This window comes from Iodobacter sp. CM08, assembly GCF_033446605.1.
Lineage (GTDB): Bacteria > Pseudomonadota > Gammaproteobacteria > Burkholderiales > Chitinibacteraceae > Iodobacter.
Genome location: NZ_JAWQUO010000001.1, coordinates 70,049 through 89,725, shown reverse-complemented (window position 1 = coordinate 89,725; position 19,677 = coordinate 70,049). Strand labels below are relative to the sequence as shown.

Annotated in this window: 9 protein-coding genes; 2 read left to right on the top strand and 7 right to left on the bottom strand. The window is 51.8% G+C overall.

Going from position 1 to position 19,677, the window contains the following annotated elements:
* Window positions 1-18 precede the first annotated feature (18 nt).
* From fba to R6242_RS00375, 3 genes are all read right to left on the bottom strand, one after another.
* Complete coding sequence (gene fba, locus R6242_RS00385; RefSeq protein WP_318422596.1) at window positions 19-1,062, bottom strand: class II fructose-bisphosphate aldolase; 1,044 nt, start codon at window positions 1,060-1,062, stop codon at window positions 19-21.
* Between the two features lie 289 nt (window positions 1,063-1,351).
* The gene (locus R6242_RS00380; RefSeq protein ID WP_318422594.1) at window positions 1,352-1,867 is read right to left on the bottom strand and encodes a cupin domain-containing protein; all 516 of its coding nucleotides are present in this window, start codon (window positions 1,865-1,867) and stop codon (window positions 1,352-1,354) included.
* Between the two features lie 250 nt (window positions 1,868-2,117).
* On the bottom strand, window positions 2,118-3,290 hold the full coding sequence (locus tag R6242_RS00375; RefSeq protein WP_318422591.1) for a phosphoglycerate kinase: 1,173 nt from the start codon (window positions 3,288-3,290) through the stop codon (window positions 2,118-2,120).
* A gap of 124 nt (window positions 3,291-3,414) precedes the next feature.
* Between R6242_RS00375 and R6242_RS00370 the strand changes: the two genes are divergently transcribed.
* Entirely contained in the window at window positions 3,415-4,629 is a 1,215-nt protein-coding gene (locus R6242_RS00370) for an MFS transporter (protein ID WP_318422589.1), read from the top strand.
* A 225-nt stretch (window positions 4,630-4,854) separates the two neighbouring features.
* Here R6242_RS00370 and R6242_RS00365 read toward each other — a convergent pair whose 3' ends face one another.
* Window positions 4,855-5,385, bottom strand: coding sequence for a YfaZ family outer membrane protein (locus R6242_RS00365; RefSeq protein WP_293936292.1), 531 nt, complete (start codon window positions 5,383-5,385; stop codon window positions 4,855-4,857).
* A 980-nt stretch (window positions 5,386-6,365) separates the two neighbouring features.
* On the opposite strand from R6242_RS00365, the gene R6242_RS00360 reads away from it, so the two are divergent.
* The gene (locus tag R6242_RS00360) at window positions 6,366-16,211 is read left to right on the top strand and encodes a heme utilization protein (protein ID WP_318422583.1); all 9,846 of its coding nucleotides are present in this window, start codon (window positions 6,366-6,368) and stop codon (window positions 16,209-16,211) included.
* Window positions 16,212-16,424: 213 nt separating this feature from the next.
* On the opposite strand, the gene R6242_RS00355 is transcribed toward R6242_RS00360, so the two are convergent.
* From R6242_RS00355 to R6242_RS00345, 3 genes are all read right to left on the bottom strand, one after another.
* Window positions 16,425-17,528 carry an alkene reductase gene (locus tag R6242_RS00355; protein ID WP_318422580.1) on the bottom strand — a complete coding sequence of 368 codons (1,104 nt, stop codon included), beginning with the start codon at window positions 17,526-17,528 and terminating at the stop codon, window positions 16,425-16,427.
* A 196-nt stretch (window positions 17,529-17,724) separates the two neighbouring features.
* Window positions 17,725-18,747 (bottom strand): NADP-dependent oxidoreductase, encoded by a 1,023-nt coding sequence (locus R6242_RS00350; protein WP_318422577.1) that lies wholly within the window; start codon window positions 18,745-18,747, stop codon window positions 17,725-17,727.
* A 17-nt stretch (window positions 18,748-18,764) separates the two neighbouring features.
* Window positions 18,765-19,676 (bottom strand): glutathione S-transferase, encoded by a 912-nt coding sequence (locus R6242_RS00345; RefSeq protein ID WP_318422574.1) that lies wholly within the window; start codon window positions 19,674-19,676, stop codon window positions 18,765-18,767.
* Window position 19,677 lies beyond the last annotated feature (1 nt).

The window sequence follows — 19,677 nt, the reverse complement described above, 5'->3', positions numbered from 1 at the left end:
ATTCACAGCTAATACTACTTAAGCCTTGTTATACCGCAACGCCATTTTTTCTAGCGAGACCGGTTTCATTTTCTCTGCCATCCCTGCCGCGCCAAAGGCGTCGTAGCGGGCTTCGCAGACTTCGCGCATGGCGACGATGGCGGGTTTTAGGTAGGCGCGGGGGTCGAAATCTGCTGGGTGCATCGCCAGATGGCGGCGGATGGCGGCGGTCATGGCTAGGCGCAGATCGGTGTCGATATTGATTTTGCGCACGCCATACTGAATGGCGCGGCGGATTTCTTCAACCGGCACGCCCCATGTTGGTTTGAGCTCGCCACCGTATTTACGCATTTCTTCGAGTAATTCTTGCGGCACGCTGGATGAGCCGTGCATCACCAGATGCACATCGGGAATGGCGGCGTTAATTTGGCGAATACGGTCAATTGCCAGCACTTCGCCGCAAGGTGGTTTAGTAAATTTATACGCGCCGTGGCTGGTACCGATGGCAATTGCCAGTGCATCTACGCCGGTGGCTTTTACAAAAGCCAGCGCTTCTTGTGGGTCGGTCAGCATTTCGGCGTGGCTTAATACGCGGTTGGCACCCACGCCGTCTTCTTCTTCGCCCATACCAGTTTCAAGGCTGCCCAAACAGCCCAGCTCGCCCTCAACCGATACGCCGCAGGAATGCGCCATGCGCACTACTTCAGCCGTCACGGCTGCGTTATAGGCGTAATCAGCAGGCGTTTTGCCATCCTGCATCAAAGAGCCATCCATCATCACGCTGGTAAAACCCATTTTGATGGCGGTTAGACAAACAGCAGGGCTAACGCCGTGATCCTGATGCATCACGATAGGCAGGTGTGGGTAACTAGCAACCGCACCTTCAATCAGCGTTTTTAGAAATTGCTCACCCGCGTATTTACGCGCACCGGCACTGGCTTGCAGGATCACTGGGCTAGAAGTGGCGTCGGCAGCTTGTAAGATAGCCTGCACTTGTTCAAGATTATTTACATTAAATGCGGGAACGCCATAACCGTGTTCGGCGGCGTGATCAAGAACTTGGCGTAGGGATACGAGGGACATGGCGAAGATCCAGAAAAAGGTTGCTGCGATGCAACACATAGTAGATCTATATCCGCTTCAGCCCAATTCGGAATTACGGCATTCGGAATTACATCATTCGGGAAAACGCTAAAACCACTCTGCCAAGCTTTAAGTGGCAGAACTCACTGAATTTGCCACGCTACGGTGGCTAGCAAAGCCACTACACTGCAAAACCACCCAACCAAAACATGACTTCGACATGCTCCATGTACGGTGAGTAATACCACTTGCAGTGAAAAACCGCAGCTTTGCACTTACCATGCCTCGTTTAAAAAGGCCCGTTTGATTCACGCAGCTGATCGGGCAAACCATCATGATCCCCCAGTGGCTGCTTAGGCGCGTCGTGCCAGTGAAAATCGCCATTGGCGAGGTTTTTCTTAGCGTCCAGCGGGTAATCCACTTTATTATCGGCGCGGTTGGTGTCGCCCACCGCCAGCAGGCGAACATCCGTCTTGGTATTGTTAATAAAGGTATGGGCGATGCCGGTGCCTGGCACAAACCCCACTCCATCGCCAGGAGCTAAGCGATGCAAGACACCATCTACCCAGCAATCGGGGGTGCCTTCAATCACGTAAATAAACTCTTCTTCGGTTTTTTCAGCATGCGGCCATGAGGTGCGACGGCCAGGCGGTAATAACTCGTGATGGATGCCAAGGCGGGTCAGGCCAAAAGTGCGGCCAAAGGGCGAACCTATGGATAGTTTTTCTTGGCTATTGGCATAACAGGCATTATCTTCTGCCTGAATTTCTTGCCAGTGCTTGATAAAAGGGGGCCGAGTGGTCATTGCTTATCCTCTTCTCTAAATTTAAGCAGGCGAAAAAAACGCCAGCATCGTTGCTGGCGTTAATCTTACTGAGAGAGCTAAAGCGCCGTCTATTAAAAGACGTACGCAATCTCAATTTTCTTCTGAAAAGCCCCCACTTGTAGGGTGGGCAAACGGTCGTGCCACGCTTTATAGCCACGTGGGCATAAACCTGCCACCCTACAAATACGCGGGCTTCACCCGCCCTAAGCGAAACAAACCCCGCCAAAGCTTAAGCGCCGCGCTGCTCTAAAATTTCTACCGCTGGCAATACTTTGCCTTCTAAAAACTCAAGAAATGCGCCGCCGCCGGTTGAGATATAGCTGATATCCTTTGCAATATCGTACTTTGCCACCGCGGCTAACGTGTCGCCACCACCGGCAATAGAGAACGCAGGCGATGCAGCAATCGCGCGGGCAATCACTTCGGTGCCTTTGCCAAACTGATCAAATTCAAACACACCTACCGGGCCATTCCAAACGATGGTGCCTGCGGTTTTTAATACGGTTGCAAGCCTTGCAGCAGTATCTGGGCCGATATCAAAAATCATATCGTCGCTTGCTACATCGCCAATGGCCTTGATTACAGCGTGCTCAGTCGGTGAAAATTGCTTGCCGATCACCACATCGCTAGGCAATGGCACATCGCCACCACGGGCGCGGATTTTGGCGATGACGCGCTTGGCGTTTTCAACCAGATCGGCTTCGGCTAAAGATTTACCAATTTCATGGCCTTCGGCCAGCAAAAACGTATTCGCAATACCGCCGCCTACGATCAGGTAATCCACTTTATCTGACAAAGTTTCAAGAATCGTCAGTTTTGTCGATACCTTAGAGCCCGCCACAATCGCCACCAGTGGTGAAGCTGGCGCTTTCAGTGCTTTACCCAGCGCATCTAACTCACCCGCCATTAATAAGCCAGCGGCGGCGATCGGGGCAAATTTAGCCACGGCATGAGTGGAGGCCTCGGCGCGATGAGCCGTGCCAAAGGCATCGTTTACAAATACATCGCACAGCGCAGCGTAGGCTTGGCCTAGCTCGTCAGCGTTTTTCTTTTCGCCTTTATTGCAGCGCACATTTTGCAGCAAGACCAGCTCGCCTGCCTTAACCACAAAACCATTAAAATCATTCACCACGGCCACGTTGCGGCCCATCAACTCGCCAAGGCGCTTTGCGACAGGGGCCAGATCGTCTGCTGGCTGGAACTCACCCTCTGTAGGGCGGCCCAGATGGCTCATTACGATCACGCCAGCACCGGCTTGCAAGGCGGCTTCGATCGTTGGGATTGAAGCACGAATACGGGTGTCATCACCAATCACGCCGTCTTTTACCGGCACATTCAAATCGGCACGGATCAGTACTTTTTTGCCCGTTAATTCAAGCTCGGTCATCTTGCGAAAAGCCATGGTGGTTTCCTTAGAATGGTGAATAAGTAAGAATCATTGTAAATACGCAAGCAGAGCATACCGCCCCAAGCTTGCCAACACTTAATATCAGAATACCAATTCTAACATACCGATTCTGAGATCTATGAAGCAAGCACCGGCACTATTGTCTAATCGCAATTTCCTCTTACTCTGGCTCGCCAGCATTGTCAGCAACTTTGCGCTGGCCGTGGCTATGCTGGCAGAAACTTGGCTAGTGATTAACACGCTGGGCGCTAAAGAGCAGTTGGGACTGGTCATGATAGCGGGCTCAGTGCCGCGCATTTTGCTAATGGCGGTAGGCGGCGTATTGGCCGACCGAATCAAACGCAGCCATATTATCTTGGCCTCGGTTGGCTTACGGGTACTCCTGCTGTTTGCCATGATCCCCCTCTTGGCGGCAGGCAAAATTAGCATGGGCATTATGATTGTATTTGCCCTGATTTATGGCGCGCTGGATGCGTTTTTCTGGCCCGCCCGCGATGCACTCGTGCCCAATATTGTGGCCGACAACGATTTAACCCGCGCTAACTCCATTATGCTGACCACCAATCAGATTGGCCTCGTGTTTGGCCCCGTGCTGGGCGGTGCGATGCTGGCCTTATTTAGCTATGAAGTGGTGTTTGCCCTCACCGGCATCATGCTGGCACTGGGCCTGATCGCCATAGCAATGATTCACGAACCGGCCCTACTCGCAGGGCGAGCCCGTTTTAATATGCTGGCCGAGCTAAAAGAAGGCGTGCAATACGCTATTCAAACGCCGGTATTACGCGCACTGATGCTGGTTTATGCCGCAGCCAATCTGCTATTTATGGGGCCGCTGGGGCTAGGAATCCCAATTATTGTCACCGACTTACTGCAGGGCAATGCCAGCACGCTGTCCTTTATGCAAAGCGCTTTTGCCGCAGGCATGGTTTTGGGTGGCCTGCTGCTTACGCTTTACCCGCCGAGCAAAAAACGCCTGCTGATGATTACCGTGGTGATTGCCATTGAAGGGCTGCTGCTGGCTACATTAGCGCTGGCCAATTGGCTGCCGCTAGCACTCGCCCTGCAAGTCCTCATCGGCCTTGGGGTGGCGGCCAATAATATACCGATGATGTCCTTGATTCAGCACTATACCGAGCGGCAAAAACTGGGACGGATTATGAGCCTGAACTCTATGGCATCTATGGGGCTGGCACCGTTGTCTTATGCACTAGTGACTGGGCTATTTTCTATGCATATCGGCATTGAATGGGTGCTGCCCGTATTTGGCCTGCTGCTGGCCGCGATGATGGGGCTGATGACTTTAAAAATGAGGGTGATTCGGGAGGTTGATTAAAGGGCAATTCTATCAACTTAAGCGAAATATTTTTGTAGGGCGGGTGAAACCCGCGAGCGATGCTAAAAAACGCGGGTTTCACCCGCCCTACGGTGTTTCAATACTTGCAATAGAGAGATCAAAGTTGATCGCTAAGGGTTTAACGATCAGCAGTGTCCTTCAGTTGATAGAGTTGGATTAAAGGGGCCTCGAAAAACCCATCTACTAAATAAGACAAGGCGCGCATTAAAAACTAAACTGCGCGCCTGCATAAACGCCATTGGCCATGGTCACCGATGGATTGCGGTCTTTTCCATTCACATAAGCGTATTGATAGCCCACATCCAAGGCGAGCATTTTTGTCATATCCCAACGCACACCGGCACGGGCTTCTTTGTAATAGTCCACATCACTCGATAATGCAGATGGCGCGAAATAGCCTTGGCCATAAACGGTAAATGCGCCAACAGGGATATCAACCCCAGCACCTAAAGCGGCAGCGTAATGGTTGTCTTGATGCTTTAAATTCATATAAACCAACTTACCACCCGCTTTAAATTTAGCGATACCCAGCGGCGCTTGAACGCCTAAACCTAATGAACCGATATTGCCCTTGCCATCGTTACTCAACCAATCTGCACTCGTTGTTAATAATAGAATGCTGCCTTCATATGAGGCGCCAAAAAAGCCATCACCGACGCGAGCCGTTAAATCACCCGCTTGTGCTGCCATAGGTAGAGACAGCGCAAAAATTGTGCCTAATAGTTTTTTACTCATGCCCACTCCAGTCGTTTTATGAAAAATATACGTTGAATCATAAACTTGGGAAATATCCTTTGGGTAGGCGATTAATACCTGTTTTGCTTGGAGCTGCTGCGTGGTGATTCTTTGTGGCACTAAAGCTATCCATCAAACCATAAGGCAAAAAATACCCTATTCACAAAGGATTGGTATTTTTTTATTTATCAAATACGAATTTTTATTTTATATAAATATATTAAAAAATCCTATTAATCAATTTAATTAAAAAATGGGAAAAAAGCAAAAAAATCGGTCTGATTATGCATTTCTTCAAGCGCATGATAAATATCATATAGCGGCTGAAAACCTGCGTTTTTCAGCATTACTCGCGGGCTTCACCCCAATCCTATCAACTTAAGGGGAATGTTTTAATTGTTACACAGGCTTCAACTTGGATTGCACTATTGCAAGCATTTAAAAAATTGTAGAGTGGGTGCATTTTTTGCCCACGCCGCGTATCCGCGTGGGCAAGATAAACCGCCTTGCCCACCCTACATGTTGGTTAAATCTTAAGTTGATAGGCTTGGATTGAGATTCGCCACACAAATTTAAAAATCAAGCCCAACACTCAAGAAATCTATCTACACCGGCCCATTAAGAAAAAGGAATAATCAGGAAAAATTAATCATAAAAAATACCAGCCAAGCATATAGCAATAATAATTTAATTTTTATCAATAGCTCCATATAAAGAATATTTCATCTGCACATCAAGCTGCGGCATCAATTAAAAAGCCTTTATTCTTACAAAAACCTGCACTCTATTGTGTAAGAATAATAATTTAAGTTATTTAATTTAAAGCCGATAAATGGCTAAAATTTATATTTAAGCTTCTATAGTGACCACGTATCTTGTACCTCAAGCAGAGATTAAATTCCTCTGTATCATAGAGAGATAGATCTGATGTTTTTGAAAGGTCATTTCAGCCACATTCTGATAACCAGCAATTGGATCGCATGATGAGCGTATTTACTGGCATGACCACCCGCCAAATCGCAGAATTAACCACGGCCCAAATGGCCAGTGTGAATACGGCTGCGATTGCTACTCTTACAACTATCCAATTAGCTCAATTAAGCACCCGGCAAATTGCCGCATTAAACAGCACACAAATTAGCCAAGGCTTTACTACTGATCAAATCGCGGCGCTAAGTAGCACTCAAGCCGCAGCATTAAGCACGGCGCAATTAGCTTCACTAACAACACTACAAATCGCCGCACTAGAAAGCAGCGATTTAGCTGCGCTTAGCACCGCAGCGATCAGCAGCCTAAATACCAAACAATTTAGCGCTTTAAACAGCAGCCAATTGATTGCGCTGACCTCCTATCAAGCTGCGGCGCTGAGTATTGCTCAACTGCAATCTCTATCCAGCAGCCAACTGGCCACTCTAGAAACCACCGACTTTGCCGTACTCAAAACCAGCGTTATTGCGGCATTATCCAGTACGCAAATTAATGCGTTAAGCAGCAGCCAAATTGCCGCCTTAAGCAGCAGCCAAGCCGCAGCCCTTACAAGCTTGCAACTGGCGGCAATGACAACGGCACAGCTTGCCGCATTCAGCAGCACAGATTTTGCTGCCTTAAAAACCAGCGCGATTGCCGCCTTATCTAGCCAGCAAATCAATGCACTAAGCAGCAGCCAAATCATTGCACTTAGCACGAGCCAAGCCGCAGCGCTTACCTCATCCCAAGTTGCAGCACTATCTAGCAGCCAATTACAGGCATTAGAAACCGATGATTTAGTTGTGCTCAAAACCAGCGTAATTGCCGCCTTAGCGAGCGATCAAATCAATACGCTCAGCACCCAGCAAATCGCCAGCCTAAGCACCTTACAAATTGCGGCGCTCAGCACCACCAGCCTGGCCAGCGGGCTAAATAGTAATCAAGTTGTGGCCCTCAGCAGCCAGCAAGCCGCGGCACTCAGTTCTACCCAAGTAGCCGCATTATCAACGAGCAATATTGCCGCACTAGAAACCACCGATTTTGCAGCACTAAAAACCAGCGCCATTGCGGCATTAAGCAGCAGCCAGATTCAAGCATTAAGTAGCGCCCAAACCGTTGCTTTAAGTACCAGCCAAGCCAGCGCACTCACATCCAGCCAAGTGGCGGCGCTATCCACTAGTAATATTGCCGCGCTAGAAACCGCCGATTTAATCGCTCTAAAAACCAGCGCCATTGCAGCATTAAGCACAGCGCAGCTTAGCGCCATCAGCAGCAGCCAAATTGCCGCGCTAACAAGTAGCCAAATCAGCAGCATTGGTACAGAAAACATCGCCAGCTTAAACACCAGCCAAGTTGTGGCACTCACCACCCAGCAGGCGGCAGCACTCAGCTCAAGCCAAGTAGCCGCATTATCAACGAGCAGTATTGCAGCGTTAGAAAGCAGTGATTTAGTCGTGCTTAAAACCAGCGCCATTGCGGCTTTAAACTCGGCCCAAGTGGCCGCCATCAGCAGTAGCCAAATCAGCAGCCTAACAAGCAACCAGATTCTGGCTTTAAGCACCGCAAGTATCAGCAGCGCCCTAAACAGCAATCAGATTGTGGCGCTCACAACGAGCCAAGCTGCGGCACTCAGCAGCACTTGGCTAGCGGCTTTATCCACGGCTAACTTGGCAGCCATGGAAACCCGTGATTTAGTGGCGCTGAAAACCAGCGTGATTGCAGCTTTAAGCAGCAGCCAAATTGGCGCGCTGACCACCGCCCAAATTGCCAGCCTAACGACCAGCCAAATTGCATCATTAAGCACTAACGATATCGCCTACGGCCTAAACAGTAGCCAGGTTGTTGCGCTGACCTCTGCCCAAGTGGCCGTGTTAAGCAGCGCCCAGCTCGCCGCATTATCCACTAGCAATTTGGCCGCGCTAGAAACCGCTGATTTTGCGGCATTAAATAGCAATGCACTGGCTGCGCTCTCCACTAGCCAAATGCAAGCGCTCACCACGGAACAAATCATTGCACTGACAACGGCTCAGGCAGCGGCACTGTCTTCCACGCAAGTGACAGCGCTCTCCACCAGCCAGATGGCCACTTTAGAAACCAGCGATTTAAGCGTATTAAAAACCAGCGCCATTGCGGTGTTAAACAGCGCACAAATCGCGGCCTTGGGCAGTAATCAGATCGCCAATCTAAGCAGCCAACAGATTGCCGCATTAAATACCTCGGCCATCGCCAATGGCTTAAGCAGTAGCCAAGTTGTGGCGCTTACCACCATCCAAGCGGCTACTTTAAGCAGCGCACAAGTTGCGGCACTTTCCACAGCAAATATTGCGGCACTGGAAACCCGTGATTTAATCGCGCTTAAAACCAGTGCTATTGCTGCTTTAAATACGGCCCAATTTGCGGCGCTGACCACCGATCAAATCGCCAATTTAAGTAGCAACCAAATTGCCGCCCTAAGCACGGCAAATATTGCTAATGGGTTAAATAGTAGCCAAGTTGTGGCGCTTACAAGCGCCCAAGCGGCAACGCTTTCTACCGCCCAAGTGGCAGCGCTATCCTCTAGTAATATCGCTGCGCTAGAAACCCGCGATCTTGTGGCGCTTAAAACCAGTGCCATTGCCGCTTTTAATACGGCCCAATTTGCGGCGCTAACCACCGATCAAATCGCCAATTTAAGTAGCAACCAAATTGCCGCCCTAAGTACGGCAAATATCGCTAATGGGCTGAACAGTAGCCAAGTTGTGGCGCTCACAACAGCCCAAGCGGCTACTTTGAGTAGTGCCCAAATCGCTGCGCTCACCGCCGCTAATTTAGCCGCCATGGAAACCGGCGATTTAGTGGCGCTTAAAACCAGTGCCATTGCCGCTTTAAATACGGCCCAATTTGCGGCGCTGACCACCGATCAAATCGCCAATTTAAGTAGCAACCAAATTACCGCCCTAAGTACGGCAAATATCGCCAATGGGCTGAACAGTAGCCAAGTGGTGGCGCTTACAACAGCCCAAGCGGCTACGCTTTCTACTGCGCAAGTGGCAGCGCTATCCACCAGCAATCTAGCAGCAATGGAAACCGCTGATTTTGCCGCACTTAAAACCAGCGCGATTGCCGGATTATCGACTAAGCAAATAGGGGCACTGAGCTCAGATCAAGCCGTGGCACTGACTACTCTGCAAGCCGCAGCGCTCAGCTCCACCCAAGTGGCAGCCCTGACGAGCAGTAGTATTGCGGCTTTAGAAACATCAGACTTAGCCGTGTTAAAAACCAGCGCTATTGCTGCTCTAAGCTCCGCCCAAGTGGCGGCCCTGAGCAGTAATCAAATTGCTAACCTAAGCACCAACCAGATTGCAGCCTTAAGCACCGCCAATATCGCCAATGGCCTAAACAGCAACCAAGTTGTGGCATTAACAACTAGCCAAGCGGCCACTTTAAGCAGCGCCCAAATCGCAGCTCTTAGCGCCGCTCATTTAGCCGTAATGGAAACCCGCGATTTAGCCGTACTTAAAACCAGTGCCATTGCCGCCTTAAATACCGCGCAAGTAGCCGCACTTAGCACCGATCAAATAGCCAATCTAAGCAGCAGCCAAATTGCAGCCATCACCACCGCAAATATCGCCAATGGATTGAGCAGCAGCCAAGTTGTAGCCCTTACGAGTAGCCAAGCTGCGGCTTTAAGCAGCGCCCAAGTGGCGGCATTATCCAGCAGCAATTTAGCCGCAATGGAAACCATCGATTTGGCAGCGCTTAAAGCCGCCAGCATTGCGGCCTTATCTGCCAGCCAGCTTAGTGCACTCAATACCGATCAGATCAGCAATCTAGCCAGCAGCCAAATTGCGGCCTTAAATACTGCGGCCCTTGCTACGGGTTTAAGCAGCGATCAAATTGTGGCACTGAGCACTAGCCAAGTAGCGGCCTTGAGCGCCGCCCAGCTGGCGGTGATTTCAAGCAGCAATATTGCGGCAATGGAAACGCGCGATTTAGCCGTACTTACGGCGGCGGCCATTGCCAGCTTATCTAGCAATCAAATAGCCGCTCTTTCTAGCAACCAAATCATTGCGCTGACCTCCGTACAAGCGGCAGCGCTCAATACTCGCCAAGTAGCGGCGCTTTCTAGTGCCCAACTGGCCGCGATGGAAACCACGGATTTAGCGGCCATTCAAGCGGCGGGAATGGCCGTGCTGTCTAGCACTCAGCTCAATGCGCTATCTACCACACAGCAAGTTAGCCTAAGCAGCAGCCAAATTGCCGCGCTCAATACCAATGCCATCGCCAGCCTCAGTAGCGATAAAATCAGCGCCTTAAGCTCCGCCCAAGCCAGCGCACTGAATACCGCACAGATTGCAGCGCTATCCACCTTGCAAATTAGCGCCATAGAAACCACCGATATTGCGGCGCTTAGTAATGCCGCCATTGCCAGCTTATCAACGAGCCAAGCCGCGGTACTCAGCACGGCACAAATGCTGGCGCTAACCTCGGCACAGGCGGCGGTGCTAAGCAGCACGCAAATAAGCGCCTTATCCAGCACGCAATTGCAGGCTATGGAAACCGCAGATTTAGCCGCGCTATCGGTCACTGCCAGCGCCGCAATATCTAGCAGCCAGCTGAGCGCGCTCAGTACCGATCAGATTGCTAATTTAACGAGCAAGCAAATTGCGGCGCTCAATACCAGCGCCCTAGCCGCAGGGCTAAGCACTACGCAAATTGCCGCACTGACTTCAAACCAAGCCGCGGCATTAAGCACGGCTCAAGTTGCCGTACTATCCACCAGTCAAATTGCTGCTTTTGAAACCAGCGATCTGGCCGAGCTTAAAACCAGCGTGATTGCTACCCTAAGCAGCAATCAGCTGCAAGCCCTAAGCACAGATCAAATCAACAATCTAACAACGAAGCAGACTGTGGTTTTAAGCAGCACAGGAATGGCCAGCTTCAGCAGTGCGCAGATTGCTGCACTGACTACCGCTCAGGCCGCGCTGTTAAGCACCACGCAAATCACGGCGCTTTCCACCAGCCTGATTGCCGCGCTAGAAACCCGTGATATCGCCGCGCTAAACACGGCTACCTTGGTTGTGCTATCTAGCAATCAAATTGCGGCGCTCAGCACGGCCCAAATCAGCGCCTTACTCAGTAGCCAAATAAACAGCTTAAGCAGCAGCCAAATTGTGGCATTAAGCGCTGCCCAAACTGCGGCGCTTACCGCCAGCCAAGCTCAGGCCTTAAATACCCAGCAAATGGCCGCGCTAGAAACCAGTGATTTAGCGGCAATAAGCAGTAGCGCCATTGCGGTGCTTTCTAGCAGCCAAGTCAGCGCATTAAGCACAGAGCAATTTGCTAGCTTAGGCACTAGCCAAATTGCTAATCTAAACACCCAAGCCCTTGCCAGTTTGGGTAGTGATAAGGTGATCGCCCTTACCACCAGCCAAGCAGCCGCGCTTACCGGCGTGCAGATTGTGGCTCTCAGCAGCAGCCAGATTGCCGCGCTAGAAACCACAGACTTGGCGGCGCTCAGCACCAGCACCCTTGCCGCGATGTCCACTAGCCAAATTACGGCGCTCAGCACCAAGCAGATTGCGGCGCTTACAACGGATGCGCTGGCCAATGGCTTAACCATTAATCAAGTGATGGCGCTAACATCCAGCCAAGTCGCTGCGTTTTCTATTGCCCAAATTGCCGCCCTTTCTGAAAACACCATCGGCGGGCTAGAAACCAGTACGCTTGCATTTATCAGCACGAGCGCCATTGCCGCCTTATCAAGCACGCAGGTGGGCTCGCTCACGGCAAACCAAATATCCAAACTAAGCAGTATGCAAATTGCAGCATTAAACAGCAGCGCAGTTGCCAATTTAAGCGCGGCTCAAGTGATTGCGCTGAGCACCAACCAAGCTTCAGCACTCACCACCAGCCAGATTGCCGCATTATCAACAACCGGCATTGCCGCCATGGAAACCGCTGATTTAGCCACGCTTAAAACCACGGCGATGGCCGTATTGAGTAGCAATCAAGTGGCAGCGCTCACTCAGGAGCAAATTGCCAGCCTCAGCACCAAACAACTATCGGCCTTAAGCAGCAATAGCTTCGCCCATTTAAGCGCCGATCAGGTGGTGGCACTCACCACCACGCAAGCGGCATCGCTAAGCAGCACGCAAGTTGCCGCCTTAAGCAGTAGCGCAGTTGCCGCACTAGAAATAGAAGACTTTGCCGCGCTTAAAACCTATGCCATTGCCGCGCTAAGTAGCGTGCAGATTGGTGCACTCACTGCTGAGCAAACCATTGCCTTGACCACGCTGCAAGCGGCCAGCTTAAGCAGTAGCCAGCTTGCCGCGCTGAGCGCCAGTAATATCGCCGCGCTAGAAACCAGTGATCTGATTGTGATTAAAACCAGCGCGATTGCGGCCTTAAACACCGCACAAGTTGCAGCGCTCAGTGCAGAGCAAATCGCCAGCCTGAGCACCCAGCAGATTATTGCCCTGAGCACCTCGGCCATCGCCAACGGTTTAACGCCCGATCAAATCGTGGCACTCACCAGCAAGCAAATTGCCGCGCTCAGCACCAATCAAATTGCCGCGCTTTCCACCACCAGCATTGCCGCCATTGAAGCGGTGGATTTTGCTGCGCTAAAAACCAGCGCAATTGCCATTTTATCCACCAGTCAAATCAATGCCCTAACGGCAGAGCAAACCAGCGCCCTGACCACACAGCAAGCAGCAGCTTTAAGCAGCAGCCAGCTGGCCGCGCTTAGCGCCAGCAATATCACCGCGCTAGAAACCAGCGATCTGCTCGCACTGAGCAGCAGCGCCATTGCCGCATTAAGCAGCACTCAAAGTGTGGCCTTAACGGCGGCGCAAATAGCCAGCCTGAGTAGCAATCAGATTGTAGCCTTAAGCACCACGGTGATTGCCAGCGGCCTCAGTGCTAGCCAGATTATCGCGCTAACGTCACTACAAGTCGCCGCACTCAGCACAGATCAAATAAGCGCGTTTTCTACCAGCAGCATTGCCGCGCTAGAAGCCAGCGATTTTTCAGCACTGAGTACCAGCTCTATTACTGTTTTATCCACCAGCCAGATAAAAGCACTCACGGCAGCGCAAACCATTGCCCTCACCACACAGCAAGCCGCTACTTTAAGCAGCAGCCAACTTGCCGCGCTAACGGCTACAAATATGGCGGTTATAGAAACCACCGATTTAATCGCCATCACCAGCAGCGCCATTGCGGCACTCAATACCGCCCAAGTGGCTGCGCTCAACGCGGTGCAAATCGCCAGCCTGACGAGCTATCAGATTGCCGCATTAAGCACCTCGGCCATTGCCAATGCCCTGAGCGCAGAGCAAGTGATTGCGCTAACATCCACCCAAACCGCCGCGCTCAGTACCGCGCAAATTGCGGTACTATCCGCCAGCAATATGGCAGCCCTAGAAACCAGTGATTTAGCCGCGATCAAAACCAACGCAATTGCCATCTTATCCACCGAGCAGCTTGCCGCCCTTAGCCCAGATCAGATTGCCAGCCTAAGCAGCAAGCAAATCAGCGCACTCAATACCAGCGGCGTGGCAAACTTAAGCGCCGATCAAATCATTGCCCTCACCACAGCACAAGCCGCCGCCTTGCTCAGTAGCCAAATTGCCGCGCTCAGTACCAGCAGCATTGCCGCGTTAGAGGCGATTGATTTTGCAGCCATTAAAACCAGCGCGCTTGCTGGCTTATCCACCGCTCAAATTAATGTACTGACTGCCGACCAAACCATTGCAATGACCACAGCACAAGCCGCCAGCCTGAGTAGTAGCCAAATTAGCGGGCTAAGCGCTGATAATATCGCCGTGCTTGAAACCAGCGATTTACTTGCCTTTAAGACCAACACAATTGCCGCACTCAACACTGCACAAGTCGCGGTATTAACGGCTGAACACATTGCCAGCATGAGCAGCAGCCAAATTGCCGCACTCAGCACCGCCGCCATTGCCAATGCCCTGAGTGCCGAGCAAGTCATCGCCCTCACCACCAAGCAAGCTGCAGCACTCACCACCGCACAGCTATCGGTGCTTTCTGCTAGCAATATGGCCGCCCTAGAAACCGCAGATTTAGCCGCCATCAAAACAGCGGGCATAGCCGTGCTCAACTCTACCCAAGTTGCCGCACTGACCGAAAACCAAGCCGCCAGCCTAAGCGCGAGCCAAATTGCCGCGCTGCTACCCAGCAGCCTAGCGGGCATGGTGGTAGCAGATATTGCCGTCCTAAAAACCAGCGGCATTGCAGCGCTTAGCTCGGCCCAAATCAACGCGATGGGCACGGCCCAAATTGCGAGCCTTAGCACCAGCCAGATTTCATCGTTAACCGCCGCCAGCATGGCAACCGGCTTTACTACCGAGCAAATTATTGCGCTGACCTCGGCCCAAGCCGGATCGCTCAGCGCCAACCAAGTGGCAGGGCTTTCAACAAGGCAAGTCGCCGCCTTTGAAACCAGCGATCTTGCCGCCTTAAATACCACGGCGGTGGCGGTGTTTTCTAGCAGCCAGCTCAATGCCCTAAGCAATAATCAAGTGGCTAGCTTAAATACCAATCAAGTGGCAGTGCTTAACTCTGCCAGCCTAGCTACGGGCTTTACCACCACACAAATCCTTGCCTTAACTTCCGCTCAAGCTGCGGTGATTAACGCCAGCCAAATGGCCGCGCTCTCCACCAGCCAAATCGCCGCCTTCGAAACCACCGATTTTGCCGCAATCAATACCAGTGCGATTGCCGCCTTATCCTCCGATCAAGTCGTCGCCTTCACCACCGCCCAAGCTGCAGTGCTGACCAATAGCCAGCTACAAGCGCTATCCGGCGCTAATCTAGCGGCGATAGAAACCAGCGATTTAGCCGTCATAAGAAGCAGCGGCATTACGGCCTTAAGCACATCGCAGATTCCAAGCTTTACCACCACGCAAATTCAAAGCCTCACCACCAGCCAAGTACAGGCAATCAGCTCCGCCCAAGTGATGGCGCTCACTGCCGCTCAACAAGCGGCCTTTACCACCGCACAAACGCCATTCTTAGCCGCATCTAGCCCTATCATTCTTGATTTGGATGGCAATGGCGTTCGCACGCTTAGCCTAGAAAACGGCACACAATTTGATTTGCTGGGCGATGGCAATAAGATTAAAACCGGCTGGGTAGGCCAAGGCGATGGCTTGCTAGTGCTGGATAGAAACCACGATGGCATCATCAATGATGGTAAAGAATTATTTGGCACATCCACCCTTATGGCTAATGGCAACAAGGCCGCCGATGGCTATGCCGCACTGGCCGAACTAGATAGCGATCACAACGGCCAGCTGGATCAATTTGATGCAGATTTCCATGAACTAAAAGTATGGATTGATGAAAATGCCGATGGCTTTAGCCAAGCCGAAGAACTTAAAACACTGATCTCGCTGGATATCAGCAAGATAGGCGTTAGGGCCAGCCAAAGCGCAGAGAAAGACAACGGCAACTTTATTGGCCTGAAATCCAGCTATGAAACCAATGATGGCATAAGCCGCGCCGCAGCCGATGTGTGGTTTGCTACCGATAAATCTACCCCACTAGCGACCCTGCCTGATTTACGCAGCAGCGTGGTCAACCTAGTGCAAACCATGTCAGCCTTTACCGAGGCGGAAAAACGCGGTGTATTCAATACGATAGAGCCAATGCAATTGCAACTGCCATCCGATGCACCACTAGCCGCATCAGCCCAAATCACCGCCAGCAATATGGCCGCCCTGATGAAGCTATTCGATGCCAACGGCAATATGATAGGCGCGCCAGAAAGCATGCTAGCCAGCGGTGACCCAACCCTCAAACTCAACGCCCTGAATCAGCAACACAGCCAAGGTATTTTGGCGATGAAATAAGGGGGCTTGGCGCTAAAAAACCCAAATTTTGAACCACAGAGAACGCGGAGAAAAACAGGCGTTAAATTGAGCCGTTTTTTTCCGCCACTCATGGCACAGGGCTTAAAGCGCCCCTTGAAGCATGCCGGAGCAAGGATAGAGCCAAGCCCGCCTGCCGCCGACGATCTGCAGTCAGGGGCCTTCGTGCTTGGCTGTTGTCTTACTTACTATCCGTTACGCCACCAAAGTTGGGTAATCGGTGTAACCCGCCTCTGCCCCACCATAGAATGTGGCTTGATCTGGGGTATTCAATGCTGCGCCCTGCTGATAACGAGCGACTAAATCTGCGTTGGCAATAAAGGGGCGGCCAAAGGCAATGGCGTCGACGGTGCCTGAGGCGAGTCGTGCTTCGGCGGTTTCTGCGTTATAGCCACCGCAAGTCATCAAAACGCCTTTAAATTGCTGGCGCAAATCCGCACGGAAAGTATCGCTTAATGGCTGGCCACCAGCCCAATCTGGCTCAGCAATATGCAGATAGGCTACGCCGATGCGGCTAAATTCTGCCGCCAGATACATCGCCATGGCCTCTGCCTCGTCGTCAATAATATCGTGCGCTACAAAGTTCGGCGAGAGGCGGATACCCACTTTATCTGCGCCCACTTTTGCCACCACGGCTTCTACCACTTCTAGCACTAAGCGGGCACGGTTTTCCATATTGCCGCCGTACTGATCGCTGCGCTTATTGCTGCCCGTCGCCATAAATTGCTGCAATAAATAGCCATTGGCAGCGTGGATTTCAACAAAGTCAAAACCTGCTCGCATCGCACGCTCTGCCGCTGCCACATAATCGGCCACAATGCCTGGCAACTCGGCGGTTTCTAGCGCACGTGGTGCATCGCAAGGCGCGCGGGTTGGCGTGCCATCTGGCAAAATCACAAAGCTAGTCGACTTTACGGCCTGAATGGCAGAAGGAGCCACCGGCGCTACGCCGTTTTCTTGTAAGGCGCGGTTAGAAATCCGCCCCACATGCCAGAGCTGCAATGCCATTTTTCCACCCTTGGCGTGCACCGCAGCCACAACGTTTTTCCAGCCCGCTTCTTGCGCATCGGTATAGATACCAGGCGTTAAGGAATAGCCCTTGCCTTGATTAGTGATATTGGTTGCTTCGGAGATAATCAGCCCCGCGCTGGCGCGCTGAGCGTAATAAATAGCGTTCATTTCAGTGGGTACATCGCCAGGCTGGCTAGCCCGTGAGCGGGTCAGCGGGGCCATCACCATACGGTTAGCCAGTGTGGTTTTGCCGATGGTTATCGGGGTAAATAGTTTATCTGCAGACATAAGGTTTCCTTAGTTATTAGCTATAAAAATCAAACACAGGATAAGGCTCGAAACAACTTCCCGAAATGATTTATCAACGCAAAACCGTCATCCCCGAGTGTTGTAGTCGGGGATCCAGTAGCGTAGCTGGATTCCCACCAAAGGCATGCGGGAATGACGATGTTTCAAAAACGGGAAAATATTCTAAAAAAGCCCCTTACTCAGCCACCTTCACCACCAACTTCCCGGCATTTTTGCCTTCTAGCAAACCCATAAAAGCCTGTGGGGCGTTTTCTAGCCCTTGCACGATGTCTTCACGGTATTTTATTTTGCCCTCGGTAATCCACTGGCTCATGGCGGCAAAAAACTCGCCGTAGCGATGGCCAAAATCGTCCCAGATAATAAAGCCCTGCATGCGAATACGTTTTTTCAGCAGCGTGCCCATCAGCATAGATAAGCGATCTGGCCCAGCAGGCAGGCTGGTGGCGTTGTATTGCGAGATCAGGCCACAGAGCGGTACGCGGGCGGCGGTGTTTAATAGCGGCAACACGGCATCAAATACCGCCCCGCCGACATTTTCGTAATACACATCAATGCCTTTTGGGCAGGCCTTTGCCAGTTGCTCGGCAAGATCGAGGGCGCGGTGATCGATACACGCGTCAAAGCCCAGCTCTTGCACGGCATAAGCACATTTTTCAGCACCACCGGCAATACCAACCACGCGGCAGCCTTTGATTTTGGCGATTTGCCCAACAATTGCACCAACAGCCCCCGTTGCAGCGGCCACCACCACGGTTTCGCCTGCCTTAGGTTGGCCAATTTCCAGCAAGCCCATATAGGCAGTAAAGCCTGGCATACCCAATACACCCAGCGCATGTGAAGGCGAGGCCATTGCGCCTAGCTTTTGCAGGCCCGTGCCATCTGACACGCTGTAATCCTGCCAGCCACCAAAGTTCACTACCAAATCACCCACGGCATAATCAGCGTGCTGCGAGGCGGCCACTTGGCTCACCGTGCCGCCGACCATGACGCCATTGATTTCAACTGGCGCAGCATAAGAAGGCGCATCGCTCATACGGCCACGCATATAGGGATCAAGCGACAAATACAGCGTGCGTAGTAGAACTTCACCACTAGCAAAGCTAGGAATCGCTTGTTCTTCCAAGCGAAAATCAACAGGCAGCGGTGCCCCATGTGGGCGGCTAGCTAAAACAATACGGCGGTTTTTTGTTGATGACATTAAGAATGCTCCAAAAATTAAACTGCGCGAATTTCATAATCCATGCGCGGGAAATGCACGTGCAGCACACCACACGCAGCGCTTTGACGAGCTAATACTATTTTTTCTTGATCCAGATACATAAGCTCACCCGCCACAGATTCCTGCGGATAGCCTTCCGGCTGCACCATCACAGGCTGGCCACGTTTAAATAAGCCATCCTGCATAGTGGGTAGCGCCTGTGGTTTAGTGTTTTTGGCAAGGGCATGGGCGGCTTCTGCATTGATGCTGCTGCTTTCCACCGTCGTAAACGCCGCTACTCTAGCCATCCACGCACTTAATGCAGAGCAATCCGCAGCAAGTACCGCCAAGGCACCCGCGCCCTGCAAAAACCACAGCGTGTGGTAAACGGCAAAATCACCTGCACATGGGCTGCTGCCACCGAGGTAATCCGCTCCTGCCAGTGCCTGATCGATGCTTTGAATCAGCGCGCTGAGCTGAATGGCTAGTTGCGGCTGATCGGCCAGTAATTGCGCTTTTTGCAAAGGCAGCTGCGGATGCATGGCGATGCGATCATCCAGCAAGGCTTGTGGAATATGCTCCAAGCGGCCTGCCATCAGATAACGGGCAGCGCGCCAAAACACATCCACATCAAATAGCCTTCCCAGCAATGCGGCTTGTGCTGCCAATGGGCCGCTGGCAAGCGCTCGCTCTGGGTAGCGTTGCTCTAGCTCGGTAATAATGAGGGCCGAATCGCAGTAAATATCTGCGCCGATTTGCAGCACCGGCGCGCGCCGGTAGCCTCCGGTCAGCGCCATTAAATCGGGCTTAGGCAAAACGGGCGGCATCAAGACGGATTGCCATGCCAGCTGCTTGTAGCCCAAATAAGCGCGCACTTTTTCTGAGTACGGCGACGCTTGGTAGTGATGCAAAATCAGCGCAGCTGGCATC

What these genes read in the sequence shown, in the direction of transcription:
- R6242_RS00380 (WP_318422594.1), bottom strand. Translation starts at nt 1,867, where the DNA reads ATGACCACTCGGCCCCCTTTTATCAAGCACTGGCAAGAAATTCAGGCA.
- R6242_RS00345 (WP_318422574.1), bottom strand. Translation starts at nt 19,676, where the DNA reads ATGCCAGCTGCGCTGATTTTGCATCACTACCAAGCGTCGCCGTACTCA.
- R6242_RS00365 (WP_293936292.1), bottom strand. Translation starts at nt 5,385, where the DNA reads ATGAGTAAAAAACTATTAGGCACAATTTTTGCGCTGTCTCTACCTATG.
- R6242_RS00370 (WP_318422589.1), top strand. Translation starts at nt 3,415, where the DNA reads ATGAAGCAAGCACCGGCACTATTGTCTAATCGCAATTTCCTCTTACTC.
- R6242_RS00350 (WP_318422577.1), bottom strand. Translation starts at nt 18,747, where the DNA reads ATGTCATCAACAAAAAACCGCCGTATTGTTTTAGCTAGCCGCCCACAT.
- R6242_RS00360 (WP_318422583.1), top strand. Translation starts at nt 6,366, where the DNA reads ATGATGAGCGTATTTACTGGCATGACCACCCGCCAAATCGCAGAATTA.
- R6242_RS00375 (WP_318422591.1), bottom strand. Translation starts at nt 3,290, where the DNA reads ATGGCTTTTCGCAAGATGACCGAGCTTGAATTAACGGGCAAAAAAGTA.
- fba (WP_318422596.1), bottom strand. Translation starts at nt 1,062, where the DNA reads ATGTCCCTCGTATCCCTACGCCAAGTTCTTGATCACGCCGCCGAACAC.
- R6242_RS00355 (WP_318422580.1), bottom strand. Translation starts at nt 17,528, where the DNA reads ATGTCTGCAGATAAACTATTTACCCCGATAACCATCGGCAAAACCACA.